This window comes from Krasilnikovia cinnamomea, from assembly GCF_004217545.1.
Lineage (GTDB): Bacteria > Actinomycetota > Actinomycetes > Mycobacteriales > Micromonosporaceae > Actinoplanes > Actinoplanes cinnamomeus.
This window is the reverse complement of the sequence record NZ_SHKY01000001.1, coordinates 5,730,637-5,757,399: the sequence shown is the minus strand read 5'-3', so window position 1 is coordinate 5,757,399 and position 26,763 is coordinate 5,730,637. Positions and strand designations below refer to the sequence as shown.

Annotated in this window: 12 protein-coding genes (1 of these 12 only partly in view); 2 read left to right on the top strand and 10 right to left on the bottom strand. The window is 74.1% G+C overall.

What is annotated here, in order from left to right; all coding sequences use genetic code 11:
- Nucleotide 1: 1 nt before the first annotated feature.
- From EV385_RS26175 to EV385_RS26165, 3 genes are all read right to left on the bottom strand, one after another.
- A complete protein-coding gene (locus tag EV385_RS26175; protein WP_130511842.1) occupies nt 2-2,935 on the bottom strand; it encodes a helix-turn-helix transcriptional regulator in 2,934 nt (977 codons plus the stop codon).
- 171 nt (nt 2,936-3,106) lie between these two features.
- Nucleotides 3,107-3,331, bottom strand: coding sequence for a hypothetical protein (locus tag EV385_RS26170; protein WP_130511841.1), 225 nt, complete (start codon nt 3,329-3,331; stop codon nt 3,107-3,109).
- Between the two features lie 83 nt (nt 3,332-3,414).
- A complete protein-coding gene (locus tag EV385_RS26165) occupies nt 3,415-6,303 on the bottom strand; it encodes a type 2 lanthipeptide synthetase LanM family protein (protein ID WP_207229947.1) in 2,889 nt (962 codons plus the stop codon).
- 300 nt (nt 6,304-6,603) lie between these two features.
- On the opposite strand from EV385_RS26165, the gene EV385_RS26160 reads away from it, so the two are divergent.
- Nucleotides 6,604-7,902 carry a helix-turn-helix domain-containing protein gene (locus EV385_RS26160; protein WP_130511839.1) on the top strand — a complete coding sequence of 433 codons (1,299 nt, stop codon included), beginning with the start codon at nt 6,604-6,606 and terminating at the stop codon, nt 7,900-7,902.
- Nucleotides 7,903-7,939: 37 nt separating this feature from the next.
- Nucleotides 7,940-9,310, top strand: a complete 1,371-nt coding sequence (locus EV385_RS26155; protein WP_165449599.1) for a condensation domain-containing protein — start codon at nt 7,940-7,942, stop codon at nt 9,308-9,310.
- 8 nt (nt 9,311-9,318) lie between these two features.
- On the opposite strand, the gene EV385_RS26150 is transcribed toward EV385_RS26155, so the two are convergent.
- The 7 genes in view from EV385_RS26150 to EV385_RS26120 are tightly spaced (at most 35 nt apart) and all read right to left on the bottom strand, a layout consistent with a single transcriptional unit that may run on beyond the window.
- On the bottom strand, nt 9,319-10,389 hold the full coding sequence (locus EV385_RS26150; RefSeq protein ID WP_165449598.1) for an NAD(P)/FAD-dependent oxidoreductase: 1,071 nt from the start codon (nt 10,387-10,389) through the stop codon (nt 9,319-9,321).
- A complete protein-coding gene (locus EV385_RS26145; RefSeq protein WP_130511836.1) occupies nt 10,386-11,255 on the bottom strand; it encodes a TauD/TfdA dioxygenase family protein in 870 nt (289 codons plus the stop codon). The genes EV385_RS26150 and EV385_RS26145 overlap by 4 nt, the downstream gene beginning before the upstream one ends.
- 35 nt (nt 11,256-11,290) lie before the next feature.
- Complete coding sequence (locus EV385_RS26140) at nt 11,291-11,938, bottom strand: hypothetical protein (RefSeq protein WP_207229945.1); 648 nt, start codon at nt 11,936-11,938, stop codon at nt 11,291-11,293.
- A 19-nt stretch (nt 11,939-11,957) separates the two neighbouring features.
- Nucleotides 11,958-13,724 carry a GSCFA domain-containing protein gene (locus EV385_RS34430; protein WP_207229943.1) on the bottom strand — a complete coding sequence of 589 codons (1,767 nt, stop codon included), beginning with the start codon at nt 13,722-13,724 and terminating at the stop codon, nt 11,958-11,960.
- Nucleotides 13,721-22,393, bottom strand: a complete 8,673-nt coding sequence (locus EV385_RS26130; RefSeq protein WP_130511834.1) for an SDR family NAD(P)-dependent oxidoreductase — start codon at nt 22,391-22,393, stop codon at nt 13,721-13,723. Before EV385_RS26130 ends, EV385_RS34430 begins: the two co-directional genes overlap by 4 nt.
- Complete coding sequence (locus tag EV385_RS26125) at nt 22,390-26,403, bottom strand: non-ribosomal peptide synthetase (protein ID WP_130511833.1); 4,014 nt, start codon at nt 26,401-26,403, stop codon at nt 22,390-22,392. The genes EV385_RS26130 and EV385_RS26125 overlap by 4 nt, the downstream gene beginning before the upstream one ends.
- On the bottom strand, nt 26,400-26,763 hold the 3' end of the coding sequence (locus EV385_RS26120) for a non-ribosomal peptide synthetase (protein WP_130511832.1). 10,067 nt of this gene lie beyond the right edge of the window; only the last 364 of its 10,431 coding nucleotides appear in the window; its start codon lies off the right edge, out of view — the gene reads right to left on this strand; it ends in the stop codon at nt 26,400-26,402. The genes EV385_RS26125 and EV385_RS26120 overlap by 4 nt, the downstream gene beginning before the upstream one ends.

Below are 26,763 nucleotides of genomic sequence, written 5' to 3'. Positions count from 1 at the left end.
GTCAGTCGGCCGGCGACCGGCGGTGCCGGCGCTGGGCGGCGGCGTACTCGACGAGCGCCGCCCGGCCCGGCCGGTCCGTCTTGATGATGAGGCTCGCCACGTGCTTCTCCACCGTGCGCGGCGAGATGTGCAGCCGGGTGCCGATCGCCCGGTTGTTGAGCCGCTCGGCCAACAGCTCGAACACCTCGTACTCACGCACGGTCACGCTCAGGGCCCGCAGCGCGGCCGGCACCCGGTCGGCGCCGGCGCGGCGCTGCTGGACGGACGCGCCGATCTGCCGCAGCAGGCCCCGGCAGGCGCTCGCCACGGCGGGCACTCCGGCGCGGTGGAAGTGTTCCTCGGCGCGGCGCAACCAGCCCTCCGCGTCGCCCCAGCCGCACCGGTTCGCCTCCTCGGCGACCAGCCGCAGTCCGAGATGCCGGGCGGTCGGGAACGGCTCGGCCGCCACCTGGGCCGCGGCCGCCGCGGCGTCGGCTGCCGGGACGTTGCCGTCGCGGCCCAGCAGCACGGCGCGCGCCAGTTCGACGAAGTGCCGGTTCCACCGCATCTGGCCCGCCGCCACCCCGGCGACCTCGTTCAGCTCCGGCCAGCCGGCCCGGCCAGCCAGAACGTCGAGCAGCAGGTACAGGCCGTGCCGGCCGGACAGATGGAACGCCGACGGATTCTCCCGGTCGATCTCGGCCGCGGTGGCCAGCTCCCGGTCGAGCTGGTGGGTGTCCTCCTCCAGCAGCGCACAGAACACCCGGGCCAGGCCCACCGCGAGCGGCAGTTCCGGCGAATGCTCGCCGTCCCAGCGTTTGAACTCGTCCAGCGCCTGCGCCATCTCCGCCCGGTCGGCCCGGTGCGCGGCCAGGGTGGCGCGGACGACCAGCACGTACCGCAGGATGGACAGCAGCTGCAGCCGGCTGGTGGACCGCTCCACCTCGGCCAGTTGCCGGCCGGCGGACTCGAACTCGCCGGTGAGTACCGACTGCATGGCGAGGATGGCGTCCACGGTCAGCCCCGCGGTGATCGCGCCGACCCGCAGCGCCTCCTGGCCGGCGCGCCGCAGCCCGCTCGTGTCGCCGTCGGCCAGGCAGCGGTTGCCGCCCAGCCGGACCAAGGCGTAGATCCGCGAAATGGGCAGGCGGTGCTGTTCGGCCAGCCGGATGGCGCGCTCGAAGCAGAGGTCGGACTCCGCCAGGTCGCGGCCCCGGGCCAGCGTCCCGAGCAGCTCCCACGCCTGGCACGCCACCTGCGGCAGCGGCACCCGTTCCGCCGCGACCACCGCCCGCCGCGCCAGGTCGGCCGCGATCTCGATCCGGCCGGGGCTGGGCGAGTCCAGGGCCAGGAACGCCGCGACGGTGTCGACCGGCGCGGTGTCCTCGTCGGTCCCTTCGTCGCCGAGCAGCAACCGTGCCTTGCTGATCTGGGCGATCCCGTCCGGCCACCGCCCGGCCAGATGGGCGACCTTGGCGAGGCGGGTGTGCAGGGCAGCGCGGCGGTGTGCGTCCAAGCCGGCCCAGCCGAGCTCGTCCGGCGCCTCGCCCAGCTGCAACGCGCGCTCGAAGGCGCCGCTCTCGGCCAGCGCGGGCAGCAGCGCCTCGAGGGTGTCGGCGCGGGCGCTGGGGTCGCCGCCGTCGGCGGCCAGCTCCCGCGCCCGTTCCAACAGGGTCACCGCCGAGCCGGCGGCGCCGTCGTCCAGGGCTCGCCGGCCGGCCTGGGTGTACCGGCGGGCGGCCTCGGCCGGGTCGCCGGCGGCCTGCCGCAGTGCCGCGACCATCGGGCACCAGGGACCGGGCAGCCCGGGATGCAGCGATTCGATGACGTCGGCGGCGCGGCGGGACAGCTGAGCGCGGTCCATCGGGGTGAGCTGGGCGAGTAACGCCCGGGCGGTGGTGGGATGGCGGAACGCGAACCAGTCCGGTGCCGGCTCGTCGGGCACCACGAGCTGCGCCTCGATCGCGGCCTGCACCCGGGCGTGGGTGGCCTCCTCGGCCGTGCCGAGCATCCGGTGCACCACCGAGAGCGGGAACCGGTAGCCCAGTGTCGCGGCGGCCGACAGCAGCGTCCGGCCGGAGGGTCCCAGCCGGTCGATGCGGTGCGCGACGCCGCGTACGAGCGTGGCCGGCACGTCGGTGCGCAGCTCCCCGGCGACGCGCCAGCGGGTCGCGCCGCCGACCAGCACGCCGTTGTCCACCATGGCATGCAGCAGTTCCTCGACGATGAACGGATTGCCGGCGCTGTGCTCCCACAACTGCCGGGCGACCGGGTCCGGTACACCGTCGCGTTCGGTGTCCAGGGCGGCGGCGACCAGCCGGTGCACCTCGTCGCGGTCCAGCGGGGGCAGCTCCAGCACCCGCCCGGTGTGCCGTCGGGTCGCCGAGTGGGCCAGGTCGCGGGCCTCGGACGGCTCCGCGCTGACCGCGGCCAGCAGCACGATCGGCTGACCGGCCGCATTGTCGACGAGGTACTCCACGACCGCGAGGGTCTCGGCGTCGGCGTCCTGGAGGTCCTCCAGCACCAGCAGGCAGCCGGCGTCGCGGCCGAGCGCGGCCAGCAGCCGGAGCACCGCTTCGGCCAGCACGATCAGCGAGTCGCCGTACTGGCCGCCGGGATGGCCCCACTCGGGCATGAGCCGGCCGAGCACCGGACGGTACGGGGCCAGCTCCCGGTCCTGCGGCAGCGGTCGCCCGCGAAATTGGGAGAGCAGGGCCTCGGTCAGTGGCCGGAACGGCACCGTGGGCCCGACCGTGCTGCCCCGGCCGCGCAGCACGTGCATGCCGGCCGCGGCGGCCCGCTCGGCCGCTGCCAGCGCCAGACGTGACTTGCCGATGCCGGGCTCGCCGACGAGGAAGACCGCGCTCCCGGTGCCCGTCCTGGCTTCGGTCAACGCCCGCTCGATGGTGTCGAGTTGCGCATTGCGGCCGATAATGAACGGCGCTCGGGTTTGCATATCGAGGAGCCTAGTTACCGACCGCTAGTCGCGAGATTACGCCACCCCTCCCCGACTCGTCGGACCTGCGATCTGTCACGACCCGGCCGACCGGGATGTGCCGGTTCCTGACGAAGACCGCGGCGCCGCGGGCGGGCGCCGGGCCGGGCCCGGCGCGCCGCCCGTCAACGCTCAGAACGGCAGCGGCGGTACCGAGACCGTCGTGTCGCCGGCGTTGACGGCGAGCACCGTGGACAGGCCCACGGCCAGGCCGAATCCGGCGAGCGCGCGGGATCGCGCGCCGACCCGGCCGCGCCGGCCCAGCACCATCTCGCCGGCCGGATGCCCGGTCGCCGGCGCGGCGGCGGTGCCGGCGTCGGAGAAGTCGGTCGCCCCGGCGACTGAACCGGGGGACATCGGAACGGTGCTGTCACACATTATTCGTGTGCTCCCTTTCTTGAACATCGACAAAAACGGATAAGCTTCGGACGTAACTGGGGTCACCGCAGCAATACCGACGGGACCCGCTCGCCGTATCCGATTCGCAGCAGACCGTAGCCGAGCCCGGCAAGTCCGGTGAACAGGCCCGGAGAGGGCACCCCGCCAGGAGTGCCGCATCCGGCCCGTCCACGCTCCAGCGCCGTGAGAACGGCGTCGGTGCGGCGCTCCCGCGCCGCCCGGGCGCCCGGGAGCCCGGCCCCGTCCAGTGCGGTGAGCACCTCCACCACACCGAGCTCGCCGTGGCACAGGCTCAGGTCGGGCGACACCGCGGCACCGGCGACGGCCGCGACGTACCGGTGAGCCGCCGCACCGTCCATGTCGGTCAGTGCGGCACCGGCGAGCGCGCCACACCAGCCGACGCTGACCGGTCCGTCGGTCCCCGCAGCGGCCGCACGACCGACGGCCGGGGCGGGCGGGACGGCGTGAGTGGCAAGCCGGTCCACGGCGGCGTGGCCGCGCAGCGCCCAGGCGACGCCGACGGCGCCCCAGGGCAGCCCGGCACCCGGCGGCGCCGGCAGCTCGGGCAGACGGGCCGCGAACGCGTCGGCCAGCCGGCCGGCCGACGGCAGACCGGTCTGCGCGTGCACGGCGCGCATCGCCACCAGCCCGCCCGCGAGACCGGCCGCGAGACCGGCCCGTTCGTCGTCGCCGTCGTCGGTGCGTACGTCGGCGGTCAGCTCGACGGCGGCCGCGCACCACCGCCCCAGCTCGGCGTCGCGCAGCAGGGTGGCGGTACGGGCCAGCACGTACGCGATACCGCCGAGACCCTCGAAGAATCCGCAGCCGACCGCGTCGATCAGGTCCTGGTCGCCCGCCAGCCGGTGGAGCAGGCGCGGTACCGGGTGCAGCGCGGCCCGGACCAGCTCGTCGTAGCGCCGCTCACCGGTGAGCGCCGACAGCTCGGCCAGAAACAGCGCGATCCCCGGATACCCCTCGCCGAGCCCGGCGCTCAACGGGGCGAGCGCCCAGTGCCGGTTGTCCAGGCGCACCAGCCCGGCCCAGTTCGCCCGCTGCCCGTCACGGTGCGCGCTGTCGGCCAGCTCGGCGGCGATGCGTTCGGCGGCCGCCAGCAACCGGCCCGGCGACCGGCCGTCGTCGTCCCCGCCCCGGCCGGCCGCAGCCGACCAGGCCGACGGCGGCCGCGCCGGGGCGTGCGACAGGCTGTCGTGCCGGACCGTTCCGGTACGGGTGGCCAGCGACGCCGCGATCACCCACTCCTGCTCGCGCCGGTCCCGCGGCCCCATCGCCCGGATCTTGCCGACGGCCGCCGACAACCCCGTGACCGGCAGCGCCGCGGGCAGCCGGCGACCGTCCGCCGTCCACAGATCCCGGCTGTCCGCCCGGCCGGTGAACAGCGGGACGTCGCCACGCCACAGGTCGTCCAGTTCGGCGGGAACCAGCCGCTCGCGCTCCGGGTCCTCCGCGGAGTCGTCCCACAGCAGCGCGAACGCGCGGTCCCGGTCGCGCGCGTCACGCAGCACGTCGGGATGTGTCGACTCGTCCAACAGCCGGGCGTAGACCTCGCTCGGCCGGGCCACCACGCGCATCGGTGCCGCGGCGCACCCGGACAGGCGGTCCACCAGCTCGTCGCCGTGCGCCGCGATCGCGTCGTACGCGGCCCGGAAGCCGGCCAGCAGGTCCTCATGGTGCGCGCCCGGATCCTGGGCCCGCTCCCCCAGCCGGGGACGGTTGTCCGCGGCGGCGACCGGGGCGACGCGGCGGACCAGGCGCATCCGGTCGGTTCCCGGATCGGCCCACGTCACCACCTCGGCCGGGTACCGCTCGCCGCCGAGCCCGGACCGGTCGACCGCGCCGTGCTCGCCCGGCAGCCCGGTGGGCAGCAGCCCGGTACGCCGTACCGAACGGGTCAGGGCGCGAGCGGCCGGATCGGGGCCGGCCCCGGAGGGCGGCAACAGGTCCGGATGGAACAGGGTCTCGACGTCCACCAGCAGCGGCTGGGCACCGCACGCCAGGACGTTCTCGCAGTGCATGTCCGTGCCGTCCAGCGCGTACAGCAGGGCCAGCAGCGCGCCCTGCCGGCGGTAGAAGAGTCCGACCTCGGCGGCGTCGGCGCACGGCCGCGCGCGGACGTACTCCTGCCAGCCGTATCCGGGTCGGGTCACCGTCGCCACCGTGGCCAGGTCCAACCCGGTGACCCGGTTGTTGAGCCAGCCGACCAGGTCGTTGAACCGGCGGTGCAGGGTGAGCGGTCGCGGCTTGTAGACCACCGTGGCGCCGCCGGCGAACCGCAGCAGCGCGACCGTACGCCCACCGGCGTGGGGGTCGCCGCAGGGCTGGACCTCGGTCAGCGGGCCGGGGTCCGCGTCGCCCCGCAGCCGCCGTATCGCCGACCGGTCGGCCGCGTACCGCTCGATCGTCTCGGCCAGGGCGTCGGCCGCGTCGAGGACCTGCTGTCCCAGCAGCCGGGCCAGGACGGGGTACCGTCCGAACAGGCCGGCGAGACCAAACCGGGTCCCGAGAGCGGCGGCGAACGCGGCGAACCGTTCCGGCCCCGTGGCGCCCGCCAGCCGGCCGCCCTGGCGGGCCTCGTGCAGTTCCAGCACCAGCGTCCGGGCGGCCAACGTCGCCAGGCGCCGCCCCTGCCCGGCGGCCCACCGCGCGCACACCGCGGCCAGGTCGACGTCGGCGGTGGCGGCGACGCGCCGCTCGACGCGGTCGCGGGCCACGTCCACGAGCGGTCGCAACGCGCCGGCGAACGCCTCCCGCCAGTCGTCGTCTGCCCGGCCGGCCACGGCCCGGGTGGGCGCGCCCGCGACGGCCCGCTCGACGAGGTGAGCCCAGTCCGGGCGTCCGCTGGTGGCGAGCCGGTCGGCTCCGTTGCGGCCGGCCGCCCACCACCGCGGCGGAAGGTCGGCGGTGTTGATCACGACCCTAGGTTCGCATCCCCCCGCCCGTACCCACATGGGTAGTCATTGCCCAGATTCGGAGCGTCATCGCAACATCGCAGGTCAGCCGCGCGTCAACCGCCCGGGCGGCGGCGCGTTCCGCCGCGCCGCGGCGCGGCGGAACGGGCGCGAAGCGCCCGCGGCGGGTCGGGGCCGGCGGCCGGCCCCGAATATGGGGAGGGCGATCCCCTGTCCGGTGGGCGGCGCGGGTGGCACCGTCGGCGGCGACCCGGGGCGACACCCCGGTCGTGAGCTCAGCGGGCGCCAACCAGGGAGGGCGGTATGTACACCCAACACGCCGTGGGAGACTTCGGCACACTGCTACGGCGCCACCGCATCCGGGTACGGCTGACGCAGCAGCAGCTGGCGGACTTCTCGACGCTCAGCGTCCGAGCGATCCGTGACCTCGAGCGCGGTCGGGCGCAGCGGCCGCGTCCCGACACGGTCCGGCTGCTGGCCGACGTGCTGCGCCTGGACGGGCCGCACCGCGCCGACTTCGAGCTGGCCGGGCGGGGCGGGCCCGAGCCGACGGCCGCGGACCGGGTCGACGCGACCCGACTGCACCCGCCGGTGCCGGTCACCCCGATCATCGGACGCGACGCCGAGGTATCGGCGCTGACGGAACTGCTCACAGTGGACGGTCAACGGCTGGCCGCGGTGGTCGGTGTGACCGGGGTCGGCAAGACCCGGCTGCTGATCGAGGTGGCGAGGGTGGTCCGGGAGGAGGCCGGCTGGCAGGTGCTGTGGCTGTCGGCGGCCGAGACCGCCACCTTCTCGGCCGCAACCGTCGCCGCCCTGGCCGAGCTCGTCGGTGACCGGCACGCGTTGGTGGTGGTCGACGGCCAGGCCACCGCCGGGCCGCCCGGCGCGGTGCTGGAGCTGCTGCAGCACTGCCCGCGGCTGCGGGCGGTGACCACGGCACTCGCGCCGGGCGGCATCCCCGCCGAACAGGTCTTTCCGCTGGCACCGCTGGAGGTGCCGGCGCCGGAGGCCGAGGCCGACCCGGCCGCCCTCGCCCGGGTCGGCTCGGTGCGGCTGCTCACCCTGCAGCTGCGCCGCTACCGGCCGGGTTTCCGGCTACACGCCGACAACGCGGCGGTCGTCGCGGGCCTGTGCCGCTCGCTCGACGGCATCCCCCGCGCCCTGGCGCTCGTCGCGAGCTGGAGCCTCGTGCACCCACCGGAGCAGCTACTCGACGCCGTCACCCGGAACCCATTCGCCCTGTCCGCCCTCCCGGCGTCCGGCGCCGGGGTCGACGCCGGCCTGCGTGACTCCCTGCGGCGCAGCCTGGACGCCGTCGAGCCGGCGCTTCAGCCGCAGCTCACCCGCCTCGCCGGCCTGCGCGGCAGCTGGTCCATCCCGGAGGCGGCACGGCTGACCGGCAGCCACGTGGCCGAGCTGGCCGGGGCGGTGCATGCGCTGATGGTGCAGGGCCTGGTCCGTCAGCGTGCCGAACGGGCGGCCGGCTACTTCTCCGTCCTCAACCTCGTCCGGAAGATGCACGCCGAGCCCCGGTGGCCGGAGGTGGCCCGCACCGCGGCCGTCCCCTCCGGACGTTCGGGCGAGGTCCTGGTGCGGTGACCGGCGGCCGCGTCGGCACCGGCCGCAGGAGGCACCGGTGACCAACCTGACCCGCGCTCAGCAGCGCATCTGGTATCAGGACCAGCTGGCGGGTCCCACCCGGGCGTCGCACGTGGCCGTGCTGCTGCGGCTGCACGGCGACCTCGACGAAGCCGCCCTCTGCCGGGCGTTCGGCGACGTCACGTCCCGCTACGACGTGCTGCGCAGCCGGTACCCGGCCGTCGGTGGTCACCCGTACCGGGATGTCATGGCGCCGGAAGACGCGCCGGTGGTGACGCTGGTGGACTGCGCCGAGCGGGAGTTGGCGGCCGCGTTGGACGCCGCCGGCCGCCGGCCGTTCGACCTGACCGCCGCGGCGCCGGTCCGGGCGGTCCTGTTCCGGATCGACCCGCCGAGGATCAGCGCAGACGGGCCCCGAGCGGCGTCACCGGACCGGTGGGCGCTGCTGCTGGTGGCACACCGCATCGTCTGGGACGGCGCCGGCCTGACCGCGTTGGTCGGTGAGCTCGGCACCGCCTACGCGGCCCGGCGCGACGGCGCCGCCCCGGTGTGGCCGGTCGTCGCCGCCCCGCCCCGGCGCGGCGGCGGCACGGAGGAGACCGACGGGCTCCGGTATTGGCGCGAGGAGCTGGCCGCGCTGCCGGTCGGGCTGCCCCTTCCGTACGACCGGGCCCACCCGCCGGTCGCCAGCAATCGGGGCGAATCGGTGCCGCTGGACCTGTGTCCGGTGGCCCGCGAGCGCCTGGCCGAGCTGGTCCGGACGGGTCGGGCCCGGCCCGCCACGATCGGGCATGCGGCCCTCGCCGCGCTGCTCACCCGGCTCGGCGCGGGCACCGACATCCCGATCGGCACCACCGTGTCGGACCCTGCCCCCGCGCGGCCCTTCGCCGCGCCGGCGACCACGGTGCTGCTGCGCGTGGACACGTCGGGCGACCCGAGCTTCCACGACCTGCTGACCCGGGTACGGGCCACGGAGCTCGCCGCCCACGCGCACCGTCATGCGCCGCTCGACCGGCTGGTCGACCGGCTGGGCGCGGGTCGGCTGCCGCACTCACCGCCGCCGGTGCAGGTGATGGTGGTGACCGCCGAGGCGCCCGTCCGGCTGAGCCTGCCCAACCTGGAGGTGCGGGCACAGCGGCTCGACCCGGAGGTCACGGACTGCGACCTCACCGTGGTGCTCACCCCCGCCGACGTCGGCGCCGGTCCCGCCGGCCGGCTGCGGTACGCCACCGACGTCTTCGATCGGGCCACCGCCGCCAGCCTCGCGGACCGGCTGGTCGGGCTGCTGGACGCGATGGCGGCCGAGCCGGACGCCGGCCTGGGCGCCGTCGAGGTGGGGACGACGGGCTGCGGAAGTCCGGCGTGTCGCACCCTGCCGGGCGGGACCGGCATCGGTGTCCGAGGGTAAGACCGAGATCAAAGCGAGGATCGGCGATGGCAGACCTGCTCGGTCTCGTCCCATGCCTCGTCCAGCGCCGCATCGCGCTCGCCGGTCAGGCCGTCCAGGTCGAGTCCGGCGATCTGGCCATGGGCCGTCACCCGGTCGCGCAGCAGCCGGGTCGTGGCCAGGGCCGCGCGCGTGCCCTGCGCCGTAACCGGGTCGAGGTGGTAGCCGCTGTCGCCGACCAACGCCCAGCCCGGCCCGGTCATCGGCCGCCGCAGCATCCACAGCCGCCCGGCACCGGCGACCGCCGTGGTCCGCCGTCCCCGCGCCACCGCCGGGCCGAGAAGTGGTTCCTCATTGACCAGTCTGGCGTACGCCGCGGCCGGGTGCTCCCCCGTCGAGCCGTGCACCTCGAAGTGGACGTCGCTGGCGATGCACCACTGATTCCTCCCGCACGGCGTGGCGATCAGGATGCTCCCCCCACTCATCGAGAAGTATGCCCGGTCGGTCGGCAGTGGCAGATCCTCGTAGTAGGCCAGCATCGCCACCCACGGCGAGCGAACCGTCCGGTACGGCCGGGCGCCCAGATCGGTGGCGTTGCGGGAGCGCCGGCCGTCGGCGAGCACCAGCAGGTCGGACGTGACCGGCTGGTCGCCGTAGGCGGTGCGTACCGTCGCCCCGGTGACCCGGCCGTTCCTGAGCGCGACGTCGCGCACCCGGGCCGGGCGCACCACCGTCACGTTGCCTCGGCTCTCGGCGGTCTGCATGAGGGCTGGGTCGAGCACCTCGCGGGGCACACTCATCCGGAACCCGTAGTCGTCGACCTGCGGGTAGTGGTGTTCGACGACGTCGTTGCCGGTGCGAAAGTCGTGGCCGAAGGTACGCGGCGCGCCGCAGGCGAGCACCGTGTCGAGCAGGCCCAGTTCGTCCCACTCCTGGTTGCCGGCGCGATCCCAGGTGCTCTGCTGCGCCCAGAACGTGTCGGCCCGCGACGCGTCGACGACCAGGATCCGTTCGGCGTAGGGTGCGAGGGCCCACGCCGTCGCCGCTCCGGCGATCCGCCCACCGGCGATGACGACATCCCAGTGCCCGGCGACGTTCACCCCCGGGGCCGGGTGCCGTTGATGGTGATCCGTTGGCCGTAGCGGGACTGCGGGAAGTAGTCCCAGATCGCGTGGTGCTGCGTGCAGCGGTTGTCCCAGAACACGAGCGTGCCCGGCGTCCAGCGCACCCGGCAGGCCAGGTACGGCTCGGTCCGCACCAGCCCGAACAGCAGGTCGAGCAACGCCCGGCTCTCCGCCTTCGACAGCCCGGCGATATGCGTGGTGAAGCCCTCGTTGACGAACAGCAGCTTCCGCCCGGTGTCGGGGTGGCGCACGACCACCGGGTGCTCGCTCTTGGGCACGACGTAGTCGTCCGGCGGCTGATACCCCTGCCACGGCACCAGGCCGTCATGCACGGCGGTCAGCCCGTCGAGGAAGTCCCGCATCGGGGGCGACAGCATCTCGTACGCCAGGTGCATGTTGGCCCACATGGTGTCACCGCCCGAGCCTGATTCCGGCGTACGGGTGATGTAGAGCATCGAGCCGAGTGAGGGCTCGGCGTCGGCGGTGCCGTCGCAGTGCCAGCCGTCCCCGGCGACGAACTTGGAGTCGGAGTCGGAGCTGAGCTCGAGGATCACCGGGTCGCCGCCCTCGTCGATCGGCTGGGTGCGCAGCGTGCCGAAGTGGGCCGCGAAGCGCTTGTGGTCCTCGGGGGTCAGCGTCTGGTCGCGGAACACGAGCACGTGGTGGGCGAGAAACGCCCGCCGGACCTCGTCGAGCCGGTCGGCGTCCAGGTCGCGGCTCAGGTCCACGTCGGACACCTCGGCCCCGATGATCGGGGTGATCGGCCGCACCGTGATGAGCTTGTACTCCTCGGGCGTGCGGGTGTTGAGCTGTTTCATCGCGTCGAGCGCGAGCTGGTCCATGGTGGTCTCCGCTGTGGGTGAGGGGGTGTCCGGGCTCAGAGCCCGCGGTCGAGGAGCTCGGCGAGGATCAGCCGGCCGAAGGCGAGGTTGCCGTGGATCGGGTCGTCGGGCTCGCACAGCTCGGGGCGTTGCATGCCGTGCTCGTCGGTGACTCGCCCACGCAGGTCGACGAGCTCGACGCCGGCCGGGGCGAGCGCGCGGCACAGGCAATCCTCGGCGGCCTTGAAGATGGTCGCGTCGGAATGCACCGGCACCCGCTGCGGCGGGAGCACGGCGAGCACCCGCAGCCCGGCGTCGACGGCGTGGCGGTAGAAGGCGAGCGCGTCGGCGGCCATGGCCTGCACGATGGCGTCGAACAACCGGCTGGTGGTGAAGCCGGGAAGATAGCCGCCGGCCGGGTCACGGTAGATACGCCAGTTCTCGGTGGTGGCGTAGAAGTGCGCGCTGAACCCGAAGGTCAGCACCAATGGAACGGTGAGGTCGGTGAGGTCGGCGACACCCAGTTCCTCGAGGAAGCCGCGATAGAGCCGCTGCGCCTCCTCCGCGTGGAAGGTGAGCGCCCCGTCGGTGACCGCGAAGAACGAGGCGGTGAACTCCCGCCCGGCGCCCATCGGCCCGCCCACGAAGGGCAGCCCGGCGGCCGTCGCAGCCCGCCCGATCGGCCCGGCGTGCGAGTCACCCATGAGGAGAAAACGGGCTTGGTCAGTGCGCGTTGTAGTAGTCGAGGACGGCATCGTCACAGGACAGGTCACCTCCATCCGCAGTGGACGACACCGACGTGGGCCCGAGGAAATGCCGCATCACGAACGCGACCCCCTCGGGGCCGACCGTACGCAGGTTGGCCTGGTAGAAACGGGATCGGAACGGCGCACCGGTGATCAGCTCGTAGGACGGGAAGTAGTCGACGTCGCCGCGCTGCGCGGCGAGCTCCCCGGCGACCGCCCGCAGCACCGCCTTGGTGTGCGTGCTGGCGACGAGCGCGTGCGAGCCCGTCGCGGTCGCGGTGATCGGGTGTGGTGACACGGTCAGCAGCACCCGCAGCCCGGGGTTGACCGCCCGGCACAGCTCGACAGTCGCCGCGAGATCCTCGTACACCTCGAAGAAGGTGAGGTTGCGCAACACGTGCCGATCGGGGTCGAAGGTGCCCCGGATGGTTCCCGGACAGGAGGGGAAGACGGTGCCGTCGGCCCGGTCGGCCCAGACTTCGGTCAGCCCCATGGTGAACACGAAGCAGGCGGCCGTCTCGACCGCACGCCGGATCGCGGCGAGAGTCGTCTGCCGGGCGGCGAGCAGGTCATCCAGCGACGCGAAGCCGGCCGGGTCGACGGAGGGCCGGTACGGGTCGAAGTGGCGCCCGTCGTGCTCCCAGCTCGACGCAGGTGGCTCGGCCTTCCCGAACGCCCACTCGACCCACTGCCGCAGCAGCGCTGTCGTGTAGATGTTGCCGGTGCGGAAGGAGAACTCGCCGTAGTGCCGGTCGGCCCGCTCGGCGGCGCTCAGCCCGGGCGGCGGCAGCTCGGCGACGTACCAATGCATCCCTCGCTCCAGCAGTGCCCGGCCGATCTCCCGGGCGAAGCACGACCCGGCGGTGATGATCGGGTCGTCCTGGCCCATGGCGAACTTCGGCCGCCACACGTCGGTGATGTCGAGGGGATCGGGTTCGGCGACGCCGGTACGCCAGAAGGCGCGGGCGGGCTGGTCCTGGTACGGGTTCCTCGGGTCAACGGCGGTGAGCCCGGCCCGCAGCAGCGCGGCGACGGCGGCTTCGTGCTCACGCAGGAAGAAGTGCCCGCCGGGGAACATCGTGACGTGCGGCGGATAGGTCGTCTCCCGGGTCCAGCCGGCCACCGGGTCGGTGACCACGTGCGGGTCGTCCGAGGCGTGCAGCACGTGGATCGGCAGCGCCAGCGGCGGCTCCGGCCGGTACGTGTAGCGCTCGTTCATCGCGAAGTCGGCCCGCACGCCGGGCAGGATCAGCTCGACGAGCTCGCGATGTTCGAGGAGTTCGGCGGAGGTACCGGCATACTCGCGCAGCACGTCGATCAGCTCGTCGTCGGGCATGTCGTGCACCCGTCGGCGCTGCGAGCGCAGCTGCGGCCCTTCGGCGCCCGACACCCACAGCGCGACCGGCGCCGGCCCGCCCGCCCGGCGCAGCGCCCGGGCGATCTCGAATGCGACGAGCGCGCCGAAACTGTGCCCGAACAGCGCGAACGGCCGGTCGGCAAGCCTGCTCACCGCGCCGGTGAGCTGCTCCACGAGCGGGCCGAGCTCGCCGATCGGCGGCTCGAACAGCCGAGTGCCGCGCCCGGGCAGGTTCGGCAGAAGCAGTTCCACGTCGGGGGCGAGCGGGCCGGCCCAGGCCAGGAAATCCGCCGGGTTGCCGCCCGCGTGCGGGAAGCAGAACAGCCGGGCCGGTCCGGCCGGTCCGCTCACCCGGCTGAACCACGGGTCGACGGTTTCGAGTGTCACGGTGTTTCCTCGATGCGCTGGGCAATGGCGGTCACGTGCGGGGACTGCACGATGCCGTAGTGGGTGGTGCTGACCGGCTCCCAGGTGGCGTCGCCGGGCAGCCGATCGCGCCAGACGGTCCACTGCGCGGCCGGGTCGACCGGTGCGGGCAGCCCGGCGGTCGCGCCGGTGGCCAGCCATAGCCGGGCCGGAGTCGCGGCCAGCCGGGGCAGCCTCGCTTCGGCCATGGCGGCCAGGTTGGCCCGGCAGCACCGGGCCAGCCGCTGCGCGTGCTCGGCGGCCGTGTGGCTGCCCGGCGCACTCAGCTCCGCTGCGAACACCGTCGCCAACTGCTGCTCGTCGTAGCTGCCCAGTGCCGGCCCCGCGTCGGGCGGCGGTGGGTCGAGCAGGTTCAGCGCGGCGACCGGCCGCCCGGCGGCCTCGGCCTCGGCGGCCATCGCCAGAGCCACCCACGCGCCGAACGACCACCCCCCGAGCCGCATGCGCCACCCGGGCTGCGGGAAGCGGGCGTCGAGGGCGGCCAGATAGCGCTTCGCCCGCTCGGCCACGCTCCAGCCGGGCGGCCTGCCGTCGCGCAGCCCGGGGTCGGCGATGAGGCACACGCTGAGCGCCGGGCCGAGCGCCGCCACCAGCGGCCGGTAGGCGCCGATGTCACCGCCGACCGGGTGGATCAGGCACAGCACGTCGCGGCCGGTGCCGTGCTGCCACACGCTCACGTCGACCGCGTCACCACTCGGCCGGCCCGCCACCGCGACCAGGTCGAGGATCTCGCCGAGGCTGACCCGGTGGCTGAGGTCCGACAGGTCCAGCCCGACGCCGTAGCGCTCCTTCACCTCCGCGATGAGGTCGAGGAGGGTGAGTGAATCGGCGCCCAGGTCGTAGAGGCAGTCGGCCGGTCCGAAGTCGGTTCGCCCGAGCTGCCGGCCGAGGAACCCGGCCAGGTCGTCGTCCGGTTCCGCCACGACTGGCCGGCTCGCCTCGTAGAAGCCGCGGGCCGTGTCGAGGTCGGTGGTGTTGATCAGCAGCTGCGGCAGGCCCAGCCGCAGCGCGTGGCCGAACTGCGTCTGCCCTTCGGCGCGGGTCAGGCCGACGGCGAGATGGGCCTGGTGCCGCTCGTCGCCGGCCAGGGCGTCGCGGGCCATGCCGGTGTCGCGCCACACGTCCCAGTTCAGCGTGCTGCGCACGGTCGTCTCGGCCGGCCCGGTGCGGTGCCGGGCGAAGCCGTCGAGCAGCCCGTTCGCGGCGGCGTAATCGAGCTGCCCGACGCCGCCGAGCAGGCTGGCCATCGACGAGCAGTACACCGCGAACACCGGATCGAAACGGGCGATGAGCCGTTCGACGAGCAGCGCCCCGGCCAGCTTTCCCGCGATGCTCGCGCCCATCGCGGCCGCGTCGCGCCCGGCGATGGCCGCTCCCGCCGCCTCCCCGGCCGCGTGAACGATGCCATCAAGCCTTCCGGTGTGCGCCGCAATCACGTCCTCGAGCGGGGAGGAGCTCAGGTCGGCAGCGATCACTGTGATTCGATCAGCCCACGGCCGCAGCGCGTCGGGCAGGCCGGGCCGGCGGGCCAGCAGCAGCACCCGCCCGGCGGACGCAGCGAGCAGCTGCTCGGCGACGGCCGAGCCGATCCCGCCGGTGCCGCCCAGCACGAGATACACGCCGTCCGGCGCGACCGGCAGGTCGCCGCTGGACGGCCGGACCGGTAGCAGCTGCGGCTCCCACCAGTACCCGGACCGCAGCGCCAACCGCCGCGGCAGAGCGCTGGCGTCGCCCAGCAGTGCCAGGACGGCCGCGGCCCAGGTGCGCGGATCCGGATCGGGCAGGTCGAGCCAGTGGGTGTCGACTCCGGATTCCTGCGGTGCCACCTCACAGGCACCGGCGAGCAACCCGAGCTCAGGACGCGAAACCGAACCCTCGACCGGCTGCGCCGCGTGCGAGAGCCACCAGATGCGGATCGACCCGGGCAGCGCCTTGAGCAGCGCGGCCGGGGTGTCCAGGCAGGCCCAGCGGGCCCGGTCCAGGCGGTGCGTGTCGACCGGGCCGGTCACGGCGAGCGGCAGTGCGTGCAGCCAGTCCACACCGGACGGTCCGGGATCGCCGATCGCGTCGACGAGCAGCCGCAACGAGGCCGGCTCGGCGGGGTCGACGGTGAACCGGTCGGCATCGAGCCGCGCGAACCGCTCCCCCACCGCGACCCGCACGATCCGCGTACCGGGCAGGTCGGGCAGGTCGGCGCCGACGACCACGACGGTCCCGGCTGGTCCTGTGGTGGTCTTGGCCCGGTGCCGGCGCACCCAGTGCGGCTGGCGCAGCCACTCGTGCGCCGGGAGCCGGGTGGCGCCGCTCTCCAGGAAGTCGTAGTCGGCGAGGTCGAACGTGGGCGGCGGAAAGTCCCACGGTGGCTGCGCCGGGCCGGCAACCGGCGCCGCCGCGAAGGTGACCCGCTGCGGCTCGGCAGTCCGCAGGAACGCCACCGCCGAGGCCACGTCCGGGCAGTCGGCCGCAATCCGGAACACGTGCCGCGGCCGGCCGGACCGCAGGTGCCGCAGCACCGCCCGGAACTGCCCGGGGTTGGTCTCCAGATAGGCGGCGACGCGGTCGGCGTCGGCGCGCAGCGCGGTAGCGGTCGGACTGGACAGCACCAGCTCCGTGGAGTCCTCCACGACCGGCGCTGGGCCGGGATCCGGTGCCGCGAGGATGAGGTGCGCGTTGGTGCCGCCGATCCCGAAGCTGCTCACCCCGGCGACCCGGGGCTTCCCGGCCGGCCACGGCTGCGCGGTGGTCGGCACGTAGAACGGGGCGAGGGGTCCGATGCGCGGGTTCGGCCGGTCGAAGTCGACGCTCGGCGGCACGACCCCGTGGTGCACGGCGAGCACCGCCCGGATCAGCCCGACGACCCCGGCGGCTGCGCCGAGGTGACCGAGCTGGCTCTTCACCGTCGCCAGGGCGACCTCGCCCTCCGGAAGGTCCAGGGCCTGGCGGAGGGCGCCGACCTCGACCGGGTCGCCGAGCTCGGTGCCGGTGCCGTGCGCCTCGACGTAGCCGAGGTCGCGGGCGGTGTAGCCGCTGCGGCGCAGGGCGGTGCGGATCACGTCGCGCTGGCCGGGCAGCGACGGCGCGCTGTAGCTCATCTTCGCGGCGCCGTCGTTGTTCAGCGCCGAGCCGGTGATGACCGCGTAGACGGTGTCGCCGTCGCGGCGGGCCAGCCGCAGCGGTTTGAGTACCACGACGCCGACGCCGCTGGCGCCGACAGTGCCGGTGGCGTCGGCGCTGAACGCCCGGCAGTGCCCGTCGACGGAGAAGATGTGCTGCGGCCGGTAGCGGTATCCGTCGCGCAGCGACGGGTCGACGAGGACCCCACCGGCGAGCATCACCTCGGCGTCGCCCGAGCGCAGCAGCCCGGCGGCGACGTGCACCGCGACGAGTGAGCTGGCGCAGGCGGCCTGCACGGTGAACGCCGGGCCGGTCAGGTCGAGATGGTAGGCCACCTTGGTGGCGAGGAAGTCCTTGTCGTGGTGCAGGGCGAGCTGGAACGGGTCGGGCAGCCGGTCGGGGTGGCCGTCGCGGAGCATGGCCTGGAAGTAGGTGTTCTCCCCGCATGCCGCGACCAGCCCCACCGACGCGCCGGACGGGTCGGCGATGCCGGCATGGGCGAGCGCGGCGACGGCGGTCATCAGCAGGTGCCGCTGCTGGGGGTCCATCAGCCGGGCTTCCTGAGGGCTCAGACCGAACCGGCCCGGATCGAACGCGAGCAGCCCGTCGAGCTGGCTGCGGGCGCCGACGAGACCGTCGGCGGCCGGGAAGTACTCGATGCCGCGCCGCCCCTCGGTCACCATCGCCCAGAACGCCGCCAGGTCCGGTGCCCCGGGCAGGTTCACCGCAATGCCGACGACCGCGATCGGCTCGTCGTGCGCCGCCGCGGCCGCGGGTGCGGGGACCGGGCTCGGCGACGCAGCGGGTGAGAGGTGGGCGGCGAGCCGACGGATCGTCACGTGTTCGAACAGCTCGCCGATGCTCACGTCCAGGTCGGGCTCGCCCGAACAGCGCAGCTGGAACCGCATCAGGTCGAGGCTGGTCGCGCCGGCGTCGAAGAAGCGCTGGTCGGGGTGGGGGCGCCGCCCGGTGACCGCCTGGAACAGGCCGGTGAGCCGGGCCTCCAACGGAGACAGCTCAACGGCCGGTGCGGCCGGACCGAGTGAGCGGCCCGCCGCGGTGAGGGCCCGGAGCCGGTCAAGCTTGCCGCTGGCGGTGCGGGGCAGTTCGGCCAGCAGACGGTACCGGTCGATGCGCACGTACGCGGGCAGCAGCCCGGCCAGGTGCGCGTCGAGCGACGCAGCGTCGACGGCCGGGTCGCGGCTCTGCACGCAGGCGACGAGCCGGTCGCCGTCGCGGACCACGACCGCGTTGACGATCGCCGGGTGCCGAAGCAGCGCGGCCTCGACCTGGCCGAGCTCGACCCGGTACCCGCCGAGCTTGACCTGCTGGTCGGCGCGGCCGAGGAAGTGCAGCAGCCCGTCGCGACCGGTGTACACCCGGTCGCCGCTACGGAAGAACCAGCCGAGGCCGTCCCGGTGGGTGTACCGGGCGGTGTTGAGCGCCGGGTCGCCGAGGTAGGCGGGCCGCACGAACGCGCCGCCGATCCACAGCTCTCCGGGGCAGCCGTGCGGTACTGGGGTACCGGCGGCGTCGATCACCCGCAGGTGCGTGTTGGCGACCGGCCGTCCGATGGCCGGCCGGTCGGGCCAGCCAGCCGGGTCGCCGTCGAGCACCAGGGCGCTGACCACGTGGGTCTCGGTCGGCCCGTAGTGGTTGTGCAGCCGCGCTCCGGGTAAGCCGCTGAACCACTGCCGGATCGCCGGGGTGCAGACGAGCTGTTCACCAGCGGTCACCACGTCGCGCAGCGCGGTCGGGAAGCGGCCGAGCCGGGTGCCGGTTTCGGCGAGCAGTTGCAGCGCGACGTAGGGCAGGTGGATCCGCTCGATCCCGGCCCGGTCCAGGTCGTCGAGCAGGGCGGGCAGGTCGTGGCGGCGGCCCGGCGCGATGAGGTGCAGGGTGCCGCCGCCGCACAGGGTGCCGTAGATCTCCTGAAAGGACACGTCGAAGGCGAGCATCGAGAACTGCTGGGTGGTCGCGCCACCGGGCAGGTCGCCGGCGCCGACCTGCCATTGCAGCAGGTTGGCCAGCAGTTCGTCGGAGACGTCCACGCCCTTGGGGGTGCCCGTCGAGCCCGACGTGAACAGCGTGTAGAGCGGCCGTCCGTGGTGTCCGGGCGCGACGTGCGCAGCACCGGTGGTGAGCCGTACCGGCCGCTGCGGCACGGTCCCGAGGTCCACGCCGGACGTGGCGTCGCCGGGAACGAGCACGCACAGCGGCTCGGCCTGGTCGAGCACCTGGCGCAGCAGTGCGGGCGGGTAGGCCGGGTCGAGCGGCACGGCGGTGAGGTTCAGCCGGGCCAGGGCGAGCAGCGCGACCACGTGCTCGACGGAGGCGTCCAGGTGCAGCGCGACCCGGGCCGGTCCGGGCCCGCCCGCAGGCAGCTCGGCCGCCAGTGCGTCGGCGTACGCGTCGAGTTGGGCATAGGTGACCTCGCGCTCCCCGGCGACGACGGCAACCGCGTCGGGCGTGCGCCGCACCTGCCGGGCGAACCCTTCGGCGATGCTCGGCCACGCCAGCTCGGTCACCGTCCCCAGGCCGGGCTCGGGCAGCGTGGCCCGGTACGGCGCGACCAGGTCGGCCAGGGTGCCCGGGCCCGCCGGGTCGTCCGAGGTGAGCCGGTCGAGCCCGGCGAGCAGCAGCCCGGCCATCGCCTCGACCTCGGCGGCGGTGAACGCGTCGTCGGCGAACTCCCACAGGCAGTCGAGGCCGTCGGGGCGCTCGATCACCGACAGGGTGAGCGGGCACTTCGGCTCGGCCGGCGCCCGCCACAACGGCCGGCTCACGCAGCCGGGCAGGTCGAGCGCGGTGAAGTCGGTGTTGTCGAGCACGAACAGGAAGTCGAACAGTCTTCCGTCGCCGCGCGGGCCGGTGTCGGCGAGCACGTGGGCGAGGGCGACGTCCTGCCGGTCGAGGACCGCCCGCACGGCGCCCGCCAGGCCGGTCAGCTGGCTGGCCAGATCACCGCCCGGGTCGAGACCGAGCGGCAGCAGCACGGTGTTGGCGAACATGCCGACGCTGGCGGCGAACGCCGGGTCGGGCCGCCCGGCCACCGGGCTCGCCACCCGCGGATGGGTACGGCCGGTAACCCCGTGGACGCTCCAGCCGAACAGGCCGAGCAGCACCTCGAACCGGGTCAGGCCGAGCCGGGCACCGACGCTGACGACGAGGTCGCGCCGATCCGCGTCGAGTTCGGTGACGAGCAGCCCACAGCCGGCCCGCCCGCCGCCCGGCTCCAGCACCGCGGTCTCCGGCGTCTCGGCGTACTGCTGCGCCAGCGCCTTCCGGCGGCGCTCGTACTCGGGATGCGCGAACCACGCCTGCTGCCAGTGCGCGAAGTCCAGCGGCGTGTGCGGCTCCTGCCCGTCAGCCGACCCCGCGGACAGCTCGGCCAGCAGCACGTTGATCGACTGGCCGTCGACGGCGATGTGGTGCGCGTTGAGCACGAGCGTCCCGCCGTTGTCCCCGGGTAGCCAGGCCACGCGCAGTAGCCGCGGATCGGCCAGGTCGAACGGGGTGCCGACGAGCCGGTCGAAGCAGGCCGTCCAGTCTTCCCCCGGCCGGGCGTCGACCCACGGGTCGTAGGGCTCGGCCACCTCCTGCCGCAATCCTTCGGGTGTGCCGGCGAACGCAGTCCGCAGCGCCGGATGGTGCTCGACCAGCCGCCGCACGCCCGCGCGCAGCGCCGGGACGTCGACCGGCCCGGTCAGCTCGAACGCGAACCCGACGCTGTAGGCGCAGGAGGCCGGGTCCTGTTGCTGGAGCAGCCAGAGCCGCTCCTGCTCGGAGGTGGCCGGGGCGGACCGGGCCCCCGACGGCGAGCCGGCCACCGGGTAGCCCGCATCGTCGCCCGCGGCCCGTTCGATCGCGGCGGCCAGGGCGGCGAAGTCGCCGGTGAGCACCTGGGCCTGGCCCAGCTCACAGCCCCACCGCTCACGGACGGCGAACCGCAGCCGCAGCGCGAGCAGTGAGTCACCGCCGCTGCGGATCCAGGTGTCCGACGGGGTCAGGTCCGCCGCGCCGAGCAGCTCGCCGGCGACGGCGAGGACCTCACGTTCCATGGGGGTGGCCGGGGTGCCGGGCCCGGCGGGACGCCACGGCGGCAGCCCGAGCGCCAGCAGGGCGTCCTGATCGATCTTGCCGTTGGCATTGCGGGGCAGCGTGCCGACGCGGTGCACCCGGTGGGGCCGCATGTAAGCGGGCAGGCTGGCCCGCAGGTGCTCGTCGAAGGCCGGCCACGTGAGCGCCGGGCCGGCGACGACGAACGCCACCAGTTCGGCGGTGCCGAAGCGCGGGTGCCGGGTCGAGCACACGAATGCCTGGCGAACGTCGGGGTGAGCGACGATACGCCGTTCCAGCTCGCCCGGCTCGATGCGGAACCCGCGCACCTTGACCTGCCGGTCGACCCGCCCGGTGTACTCGATGTCGCCGTCGGCGGTGGTACGCACGAGATCACCGGTGCGGTACCACCGGCCGGGGTGACCCGGCAGCTCGACGAAGCGGGCCGCGGTCTCCTGGGGACGGTTGCGGTACCCGGCGGCGACCCCAGGGCCACCGAGGAGCAGTTCGGCGCCGTCGAGCAGGACGGAGGTGCCCGGCAGCGGCCGGCCGATCGGCACGACGTCGCCGCTGAAGTCCCGCGGGATCGGGTGGCACAGCGCGAATGTGGTCACCTCGGTCGGCCCGTAGACGTTGTAGAGCCTGGTGGCGCTCTCCGGGTTGTCGCGGTACCAGCGGCGGATCAGCGGCGCGTTGAGTTGTTCACCACCGACCAGGACCTGACCAACCCCGGCGAAGCAGTGCGGCTCCTGGTCGACGACGGCGTTGAACAGCGCGACGGTGACGAATGCGACATCGACCCGGTCGCGCCGCAGCGCCGCGGCCAGCGCCGCCGGGTCCTCGCCGGTGCCGGCATCGATGATCACGCAGCAGCCGCCGGTGAGCAGCGGCACCCACACCTCGAAGCTCAGCGCGTCGAAGGCCGGGTTGGCCAGGCAGGCGAACCGCAGGCCCGGGGAGAGGTCGAGGTAGCCGGGTTCGGCGAGGCGCAGGATGCCGGCGTCGCGTACCTCGACGCCCTTGGGCTGCCCCGTGGTGCCCGAGGTATAGAACACAAACGAGACTTCAGCGGCGTCCTCCGTGGAGTCCACCGGGGGCACTGTGGTGTCAGTCGGGAGGAGAAGGCCGTCGACGGTGTCCTCGTCGACGAGCAGCACGCTGCCCGAGTCGGCGCGCATGTGACCGCGCCGGTCGGGCGGGCTGGCCGCGTCGAGCGGCACCGCGGTGCAGCCCAGCCGCGAAATGCCCAGCAGGACCGCCACGAGTCGCCACGACCGGGGCAGGCTGATCGCGACCGCGTCGCCGGGGCGTACACCGGCATTACGCAGGCCCTGGGCCACGCACGTGGCGGCGGCGTCGAGCCCGGCGTAGGTCAGTCGGTACGCGCCGTCGAGCACGGCGAGCGCGTCCGGAGTACGCCGCGCCTGGGCCGCGACGTCGGCCGCGAGGCGGTTCATGAGGTGCACGTCCGTGCATCGAGGCGGTCGAGCTCGGTCTGGACGAGGCGGGCGACGCGGTGCACCGCGTCGGACTCGAGGATCTCCCAGTGATCGCGGTGCAGCTCCTCGACGGTGAGGCCGTCGGAGTTGGCGCGGCGGCCCCAGAACGTACGGATCTCGTCGAGGAAGTCCGCACCGCGCCCGGCGGTCGCCTGCAGCAGCACCAGCCGGGCCGGTGACGGCGGGGCGAGGTAGTCGCGCATGGTGGAGCGGTTGTGGTTGTAGATGCGGTGGTACTGGGCGATCTGGCGGTCGTCGATGCCGGGGTACATGCCGTTGAACCGGACCAGCTTGTCGCGGAACTCGGCCAGGTCGACCGGCTCGATGGCGGCGCGCATCTCGGGGTCGTCGGTGCCGAGCGTGTCGAGCAGCAGCACGCTGATGTCGGTGTGCCCGGCCAGGGCCAGCCGGCGGCCCATCTCGTAGGCGACGAGCCCGCCGTAGGACAGCCCGGTGAGCACGAGCGGGCCGTCGCCCTGCGGGGCGATCTGGGCCAGGTACGACTCGGCCATGGCCTCGACGGTGGGCAGGAAGTCCTCGCCGGGGTTGACCCCGGGCGACTGGATGCCCCAGACGCCGCACTCCTCGGGCATGGCCTGGGCCAGGGTGAGGTAGCAGAACGCGGTGCCGCCGGCCGGGTGGACGCACACCACGCGCTGCCGGCCGGTGCCGGCGCGGAACTCGATGAGGTTGCTGGGTGGCCGACCGTCGGTGCCGCGGCGCAGCCGGGCGCCGAGTGCCTCGATGGTCGGGTACAGCATGATGTCGCGTACCGGCAGGGGCACGCCGAACGCGTCGTTGATCGCGTGGGCCAGCTTGATCGCGGAGATCGAGGTGCCGCCGACGTCGAAGAAGCTGTCGCCGATGCCGATGTTCGGGTGCAGCAGCAGCCGGGTCCACAGCTCGTACAGGGTCAGCTCGATCTGGTCGCGCGGGGTGCTCTGGTTGACCGCGGCAGGCGCGTGGGACTCGGCGGCCCGCAGTAGCGCGTCGCGGTCGAGCTTGCCGTTGCCGGTCTGCGGCAACCGGTCCAGCTCGACGACCAGGCTGGGCACCATGTAGCCGGGCAGCCGGGCGGACAGCGCGTCGCGCCACTCGGCGAGCGGGCGAGGCGCGCTCTCGGTGGTGCGGCACACGCCGGCGACGAGCCGGGCCTCGCCGGTCGGGGCGGTGCCGACCACGACAGCGGCCTCGCGTACGCCCGGCAGCGCGAGCAGGGCCGCCTCGACCTCGCCGAGCTCGACCCGGTAGCCACGCACCTTGACCTGCTTGTCGCGGCGGCCGAGGAATTCCAGGGGGCCGTCGGGCAGTATCCGGGCCAGATCGCCGGTGCGGTACATCCGCTCACCGGGCACGAACGGGTCGGGCAGAAACGCCACGGCGCTCGCCGCGGGCCGGCCGAGGTAGCCGCGGGCCAGGCCGGCACCGCCGACGTACACCTCGCCGGTAACCCCAACCGGTACTGGTTCGAGGCGTTCGTCGAGCACGTACACGCGGGTGTTGGCCAGCGGTGTGCCGATCGGGCAGGTACGCCGCAGCGGCCTGGGATCAGGGTAGGCGGTGCTGTAGACGGTGGTTTCGGTCGGCCCGTACCCGTTACGGATGCGCAGTCCGGGCAGGGCCCCGGTGAGGCGGTGCAGATCGGCCTCGGGCAGGGGTTCGACGCCGACGAGCAGCTGGCGCAGAGCGAGGCCGGCGAGGCGGTCGGTGGGTGCCTCGGCGAGCCACCGTACGTAGGCCGGGGGCAGGTAGGCCTGGGCGATGCGGTGCTCGCGCAGCCAGTGCAGCAGTTCGGCCGGGTCGTCGCGGTACTTCTCGGGGACGAGGTGCAGGGTGCCGCCGGTGGTCAACGGCAGCAGGATCTCGTGGACGGACACGTCGAAGCCGATGCTCGACCAGAGCGCGGCGGGCTCACCCGGGAGGCTGCCCATCGCCGTCACCCAGTCGTCGAGCAGGTTGGCGATCGCGCCGTGCGGCACGGCCACGCCTTTGGGCCGCCCGGCGGAGCCGGAGGTGTAGATGACGTAGGCGAGGCTCTCCGGGTGCACGCCGACTGGTTCGCGTTCGGTGGCCGCCTCGAAAGCGGAGATGCCCTCGCCGTCGAGGACGAGCACGGGTGCCGCGTCGGCGACCATGGCGGCGAGCCGTTCCCGGGGCAGGGCAGGGTCGAGCGGCAGGTAGGCAGCGCCGGCCTTGAGAATGCCGAAGATGCCCACAAGGAGGTCGGTGGTGAGGCCACACCGGAGTCCGACGGTGTGGCCGGGCCGCACCCCGTGCTCGACCAGGGCCTGGGCGAGCCGGCCGGAGCGCCGGTCGAGGGTGGCGTAGTCGAGGCGGTCCGTGCCGGCCACGACCGCGGTCTGCTCCGGCCGCCGCCGAGCCTGCGCGCTGAACCGGTGGGCAATCCCGAGCGGGTGGACCGGCGGCCGGGCGGTGGCGTTGCGGCCGTACACGAGGTCGTCGCGCTCGGCCGGGTCGAGCAGTGGCAGCTCGCGCACCGGCAGGTCGGGGTGGCCCGCGATACCGGCGAGCAGGGCGTCGAAATGCCGGGCGAACCGGTCTATTGTCGTGTCGTCGAACAGGTCGGTGTCGTACTCGAAGCGCACCGACAGTTCGCCTCCGGGCAGCTCGGTCACCTCGACGGAGAGGTCGAACTTCGCGGTGGCGGTGCCGGTGTCGACCGGCGCGACGGCGAGACCGGGCAGCTCGAACCCGCCGCGCGGCAGGTTCTGCAGCACCAGCATCACCTGGAACAGTGGGCTGTGGCTGGGGCTACGCTGCGGGTGCAGGGCCTCGACGAGGCGTTCGAAGGGCAGGTCGGGGCTGGCCTGCGCGGCGAGCACGGTGTCGCGCACCTCGTCGCGCAGCTGCGCGAACGGGCGGGCCGGGTCGATGCGGGTGCGCAGCACGACGGTGTTGATGAAGTGGCCGATCAGGCCCTCGACGTCGCGGTGGCTCCGGTTGGCGAAGGGCGTGCCGAGGCAGATGTCGCCCTGGCCGGTGTAGCGCCACAGCAGCACCGACAGCGCCGCCGCGAGGGTACTGAACAGTGTGGTCTGCCCCGCCCGCGACACCGCGTGCAGCCCACCGGCCACGGCCGCGTCGACGGTGGTGACGGTCGACTGCCCGGCGAAACGCTGCACCGCCGGGCGCGGCCGATCGGTGGGCAGGGCGAGCAGGTCGGGGGCGCCGGCCAGCTGCCCGGTCCAGTAGCCGAGCTGACGCTCCAGTTCGCCGTCGTCGAGGCGGCGGCGTTGCCAGAGTACGTAGTCGGCGTACTGCACCGGAGGTTCGGGCAGCGACTGCCCGCCGACGAGGGCGGCGAACTCGCGCAGCAGGATGCCGATCGACCAGCCGTCGGCGACGATGTGGTGCACGGTGAGCAGCAGCCGGTACCGCTCGTCGGCGCAGTGCAGCAGCCGGGCCCGCAGCAGCGGGCCGGTGCTCAGATCGAACGGCTCGTCGGCGGCCGCCGCCGTGGCCCGCTCGATCTCGGCCGCCGGCTGACCGCGCAGGTCCACGATCGGCAGCGCCACCGGCCGGGGCGGGTGCACCCGCTGCATCGGCTCGCCGTCGCGCGCGTCGAACGTCGTACGCAGCGTCTCGTGCCGGCGCACCACCTCGGTAAGCGCCCGAGCCAGCACCTCGGGGTCGACCGGCCCGGTCAGATCGATGGCGACCGGATTGTGGTAGACCGGGTTGCCGGGGGCCAGCTGGTCGAGGAACCACAACTGGCGTTGCGCGAACGACAGCGGCACCGGCGCGCCCGGGTCGGGCCGCCGGTCGAGTGGGACTCGATCGCCGCCGCCGGTCAGGATCGCGATCAGCTCGGCCTTGTGCTGGCGCAGCGCCGCGACCAGGTCGGGGCTGAGCCGGCCGCGCGATGCCCTGAAGCGCAGCCGGTCGCCGTCGACCTCGATGGCTATCGACGAGCGGTTGAGCAGGTCGAGCAACTCGTAGGCGTTCATATCTCGATGTCTTCCATGTCGTCCATGTCCACCGTGGACCCGGGCGCTGCCGGGCGGCCGCCGACCATCGAGTAGATGAGTTGGTGGCTGGCGCCGAGATCGAACAGCGCCGCGATGTCGGCGTCCACCAGGGAGCCGATGCCGCACAGGCCGAGCCCGTACTCGGGGGCGGTCATGGTGAGCAGCTGGGCCATCCCGCCGGCCTCGATCCGGCAGAACCCGGCGGCGGCCTCGCCGTAGAGCGGCTCGATGGCGTCCAGCTCGGCGATGAGGAACAGGGCGAAGGCGGCCTGCTCGTAGACCGGGCGGTTGACGAAGTAGTCGTAGGCGTCGGCGGACAGCTCCCGGCCGGTGCCGAGG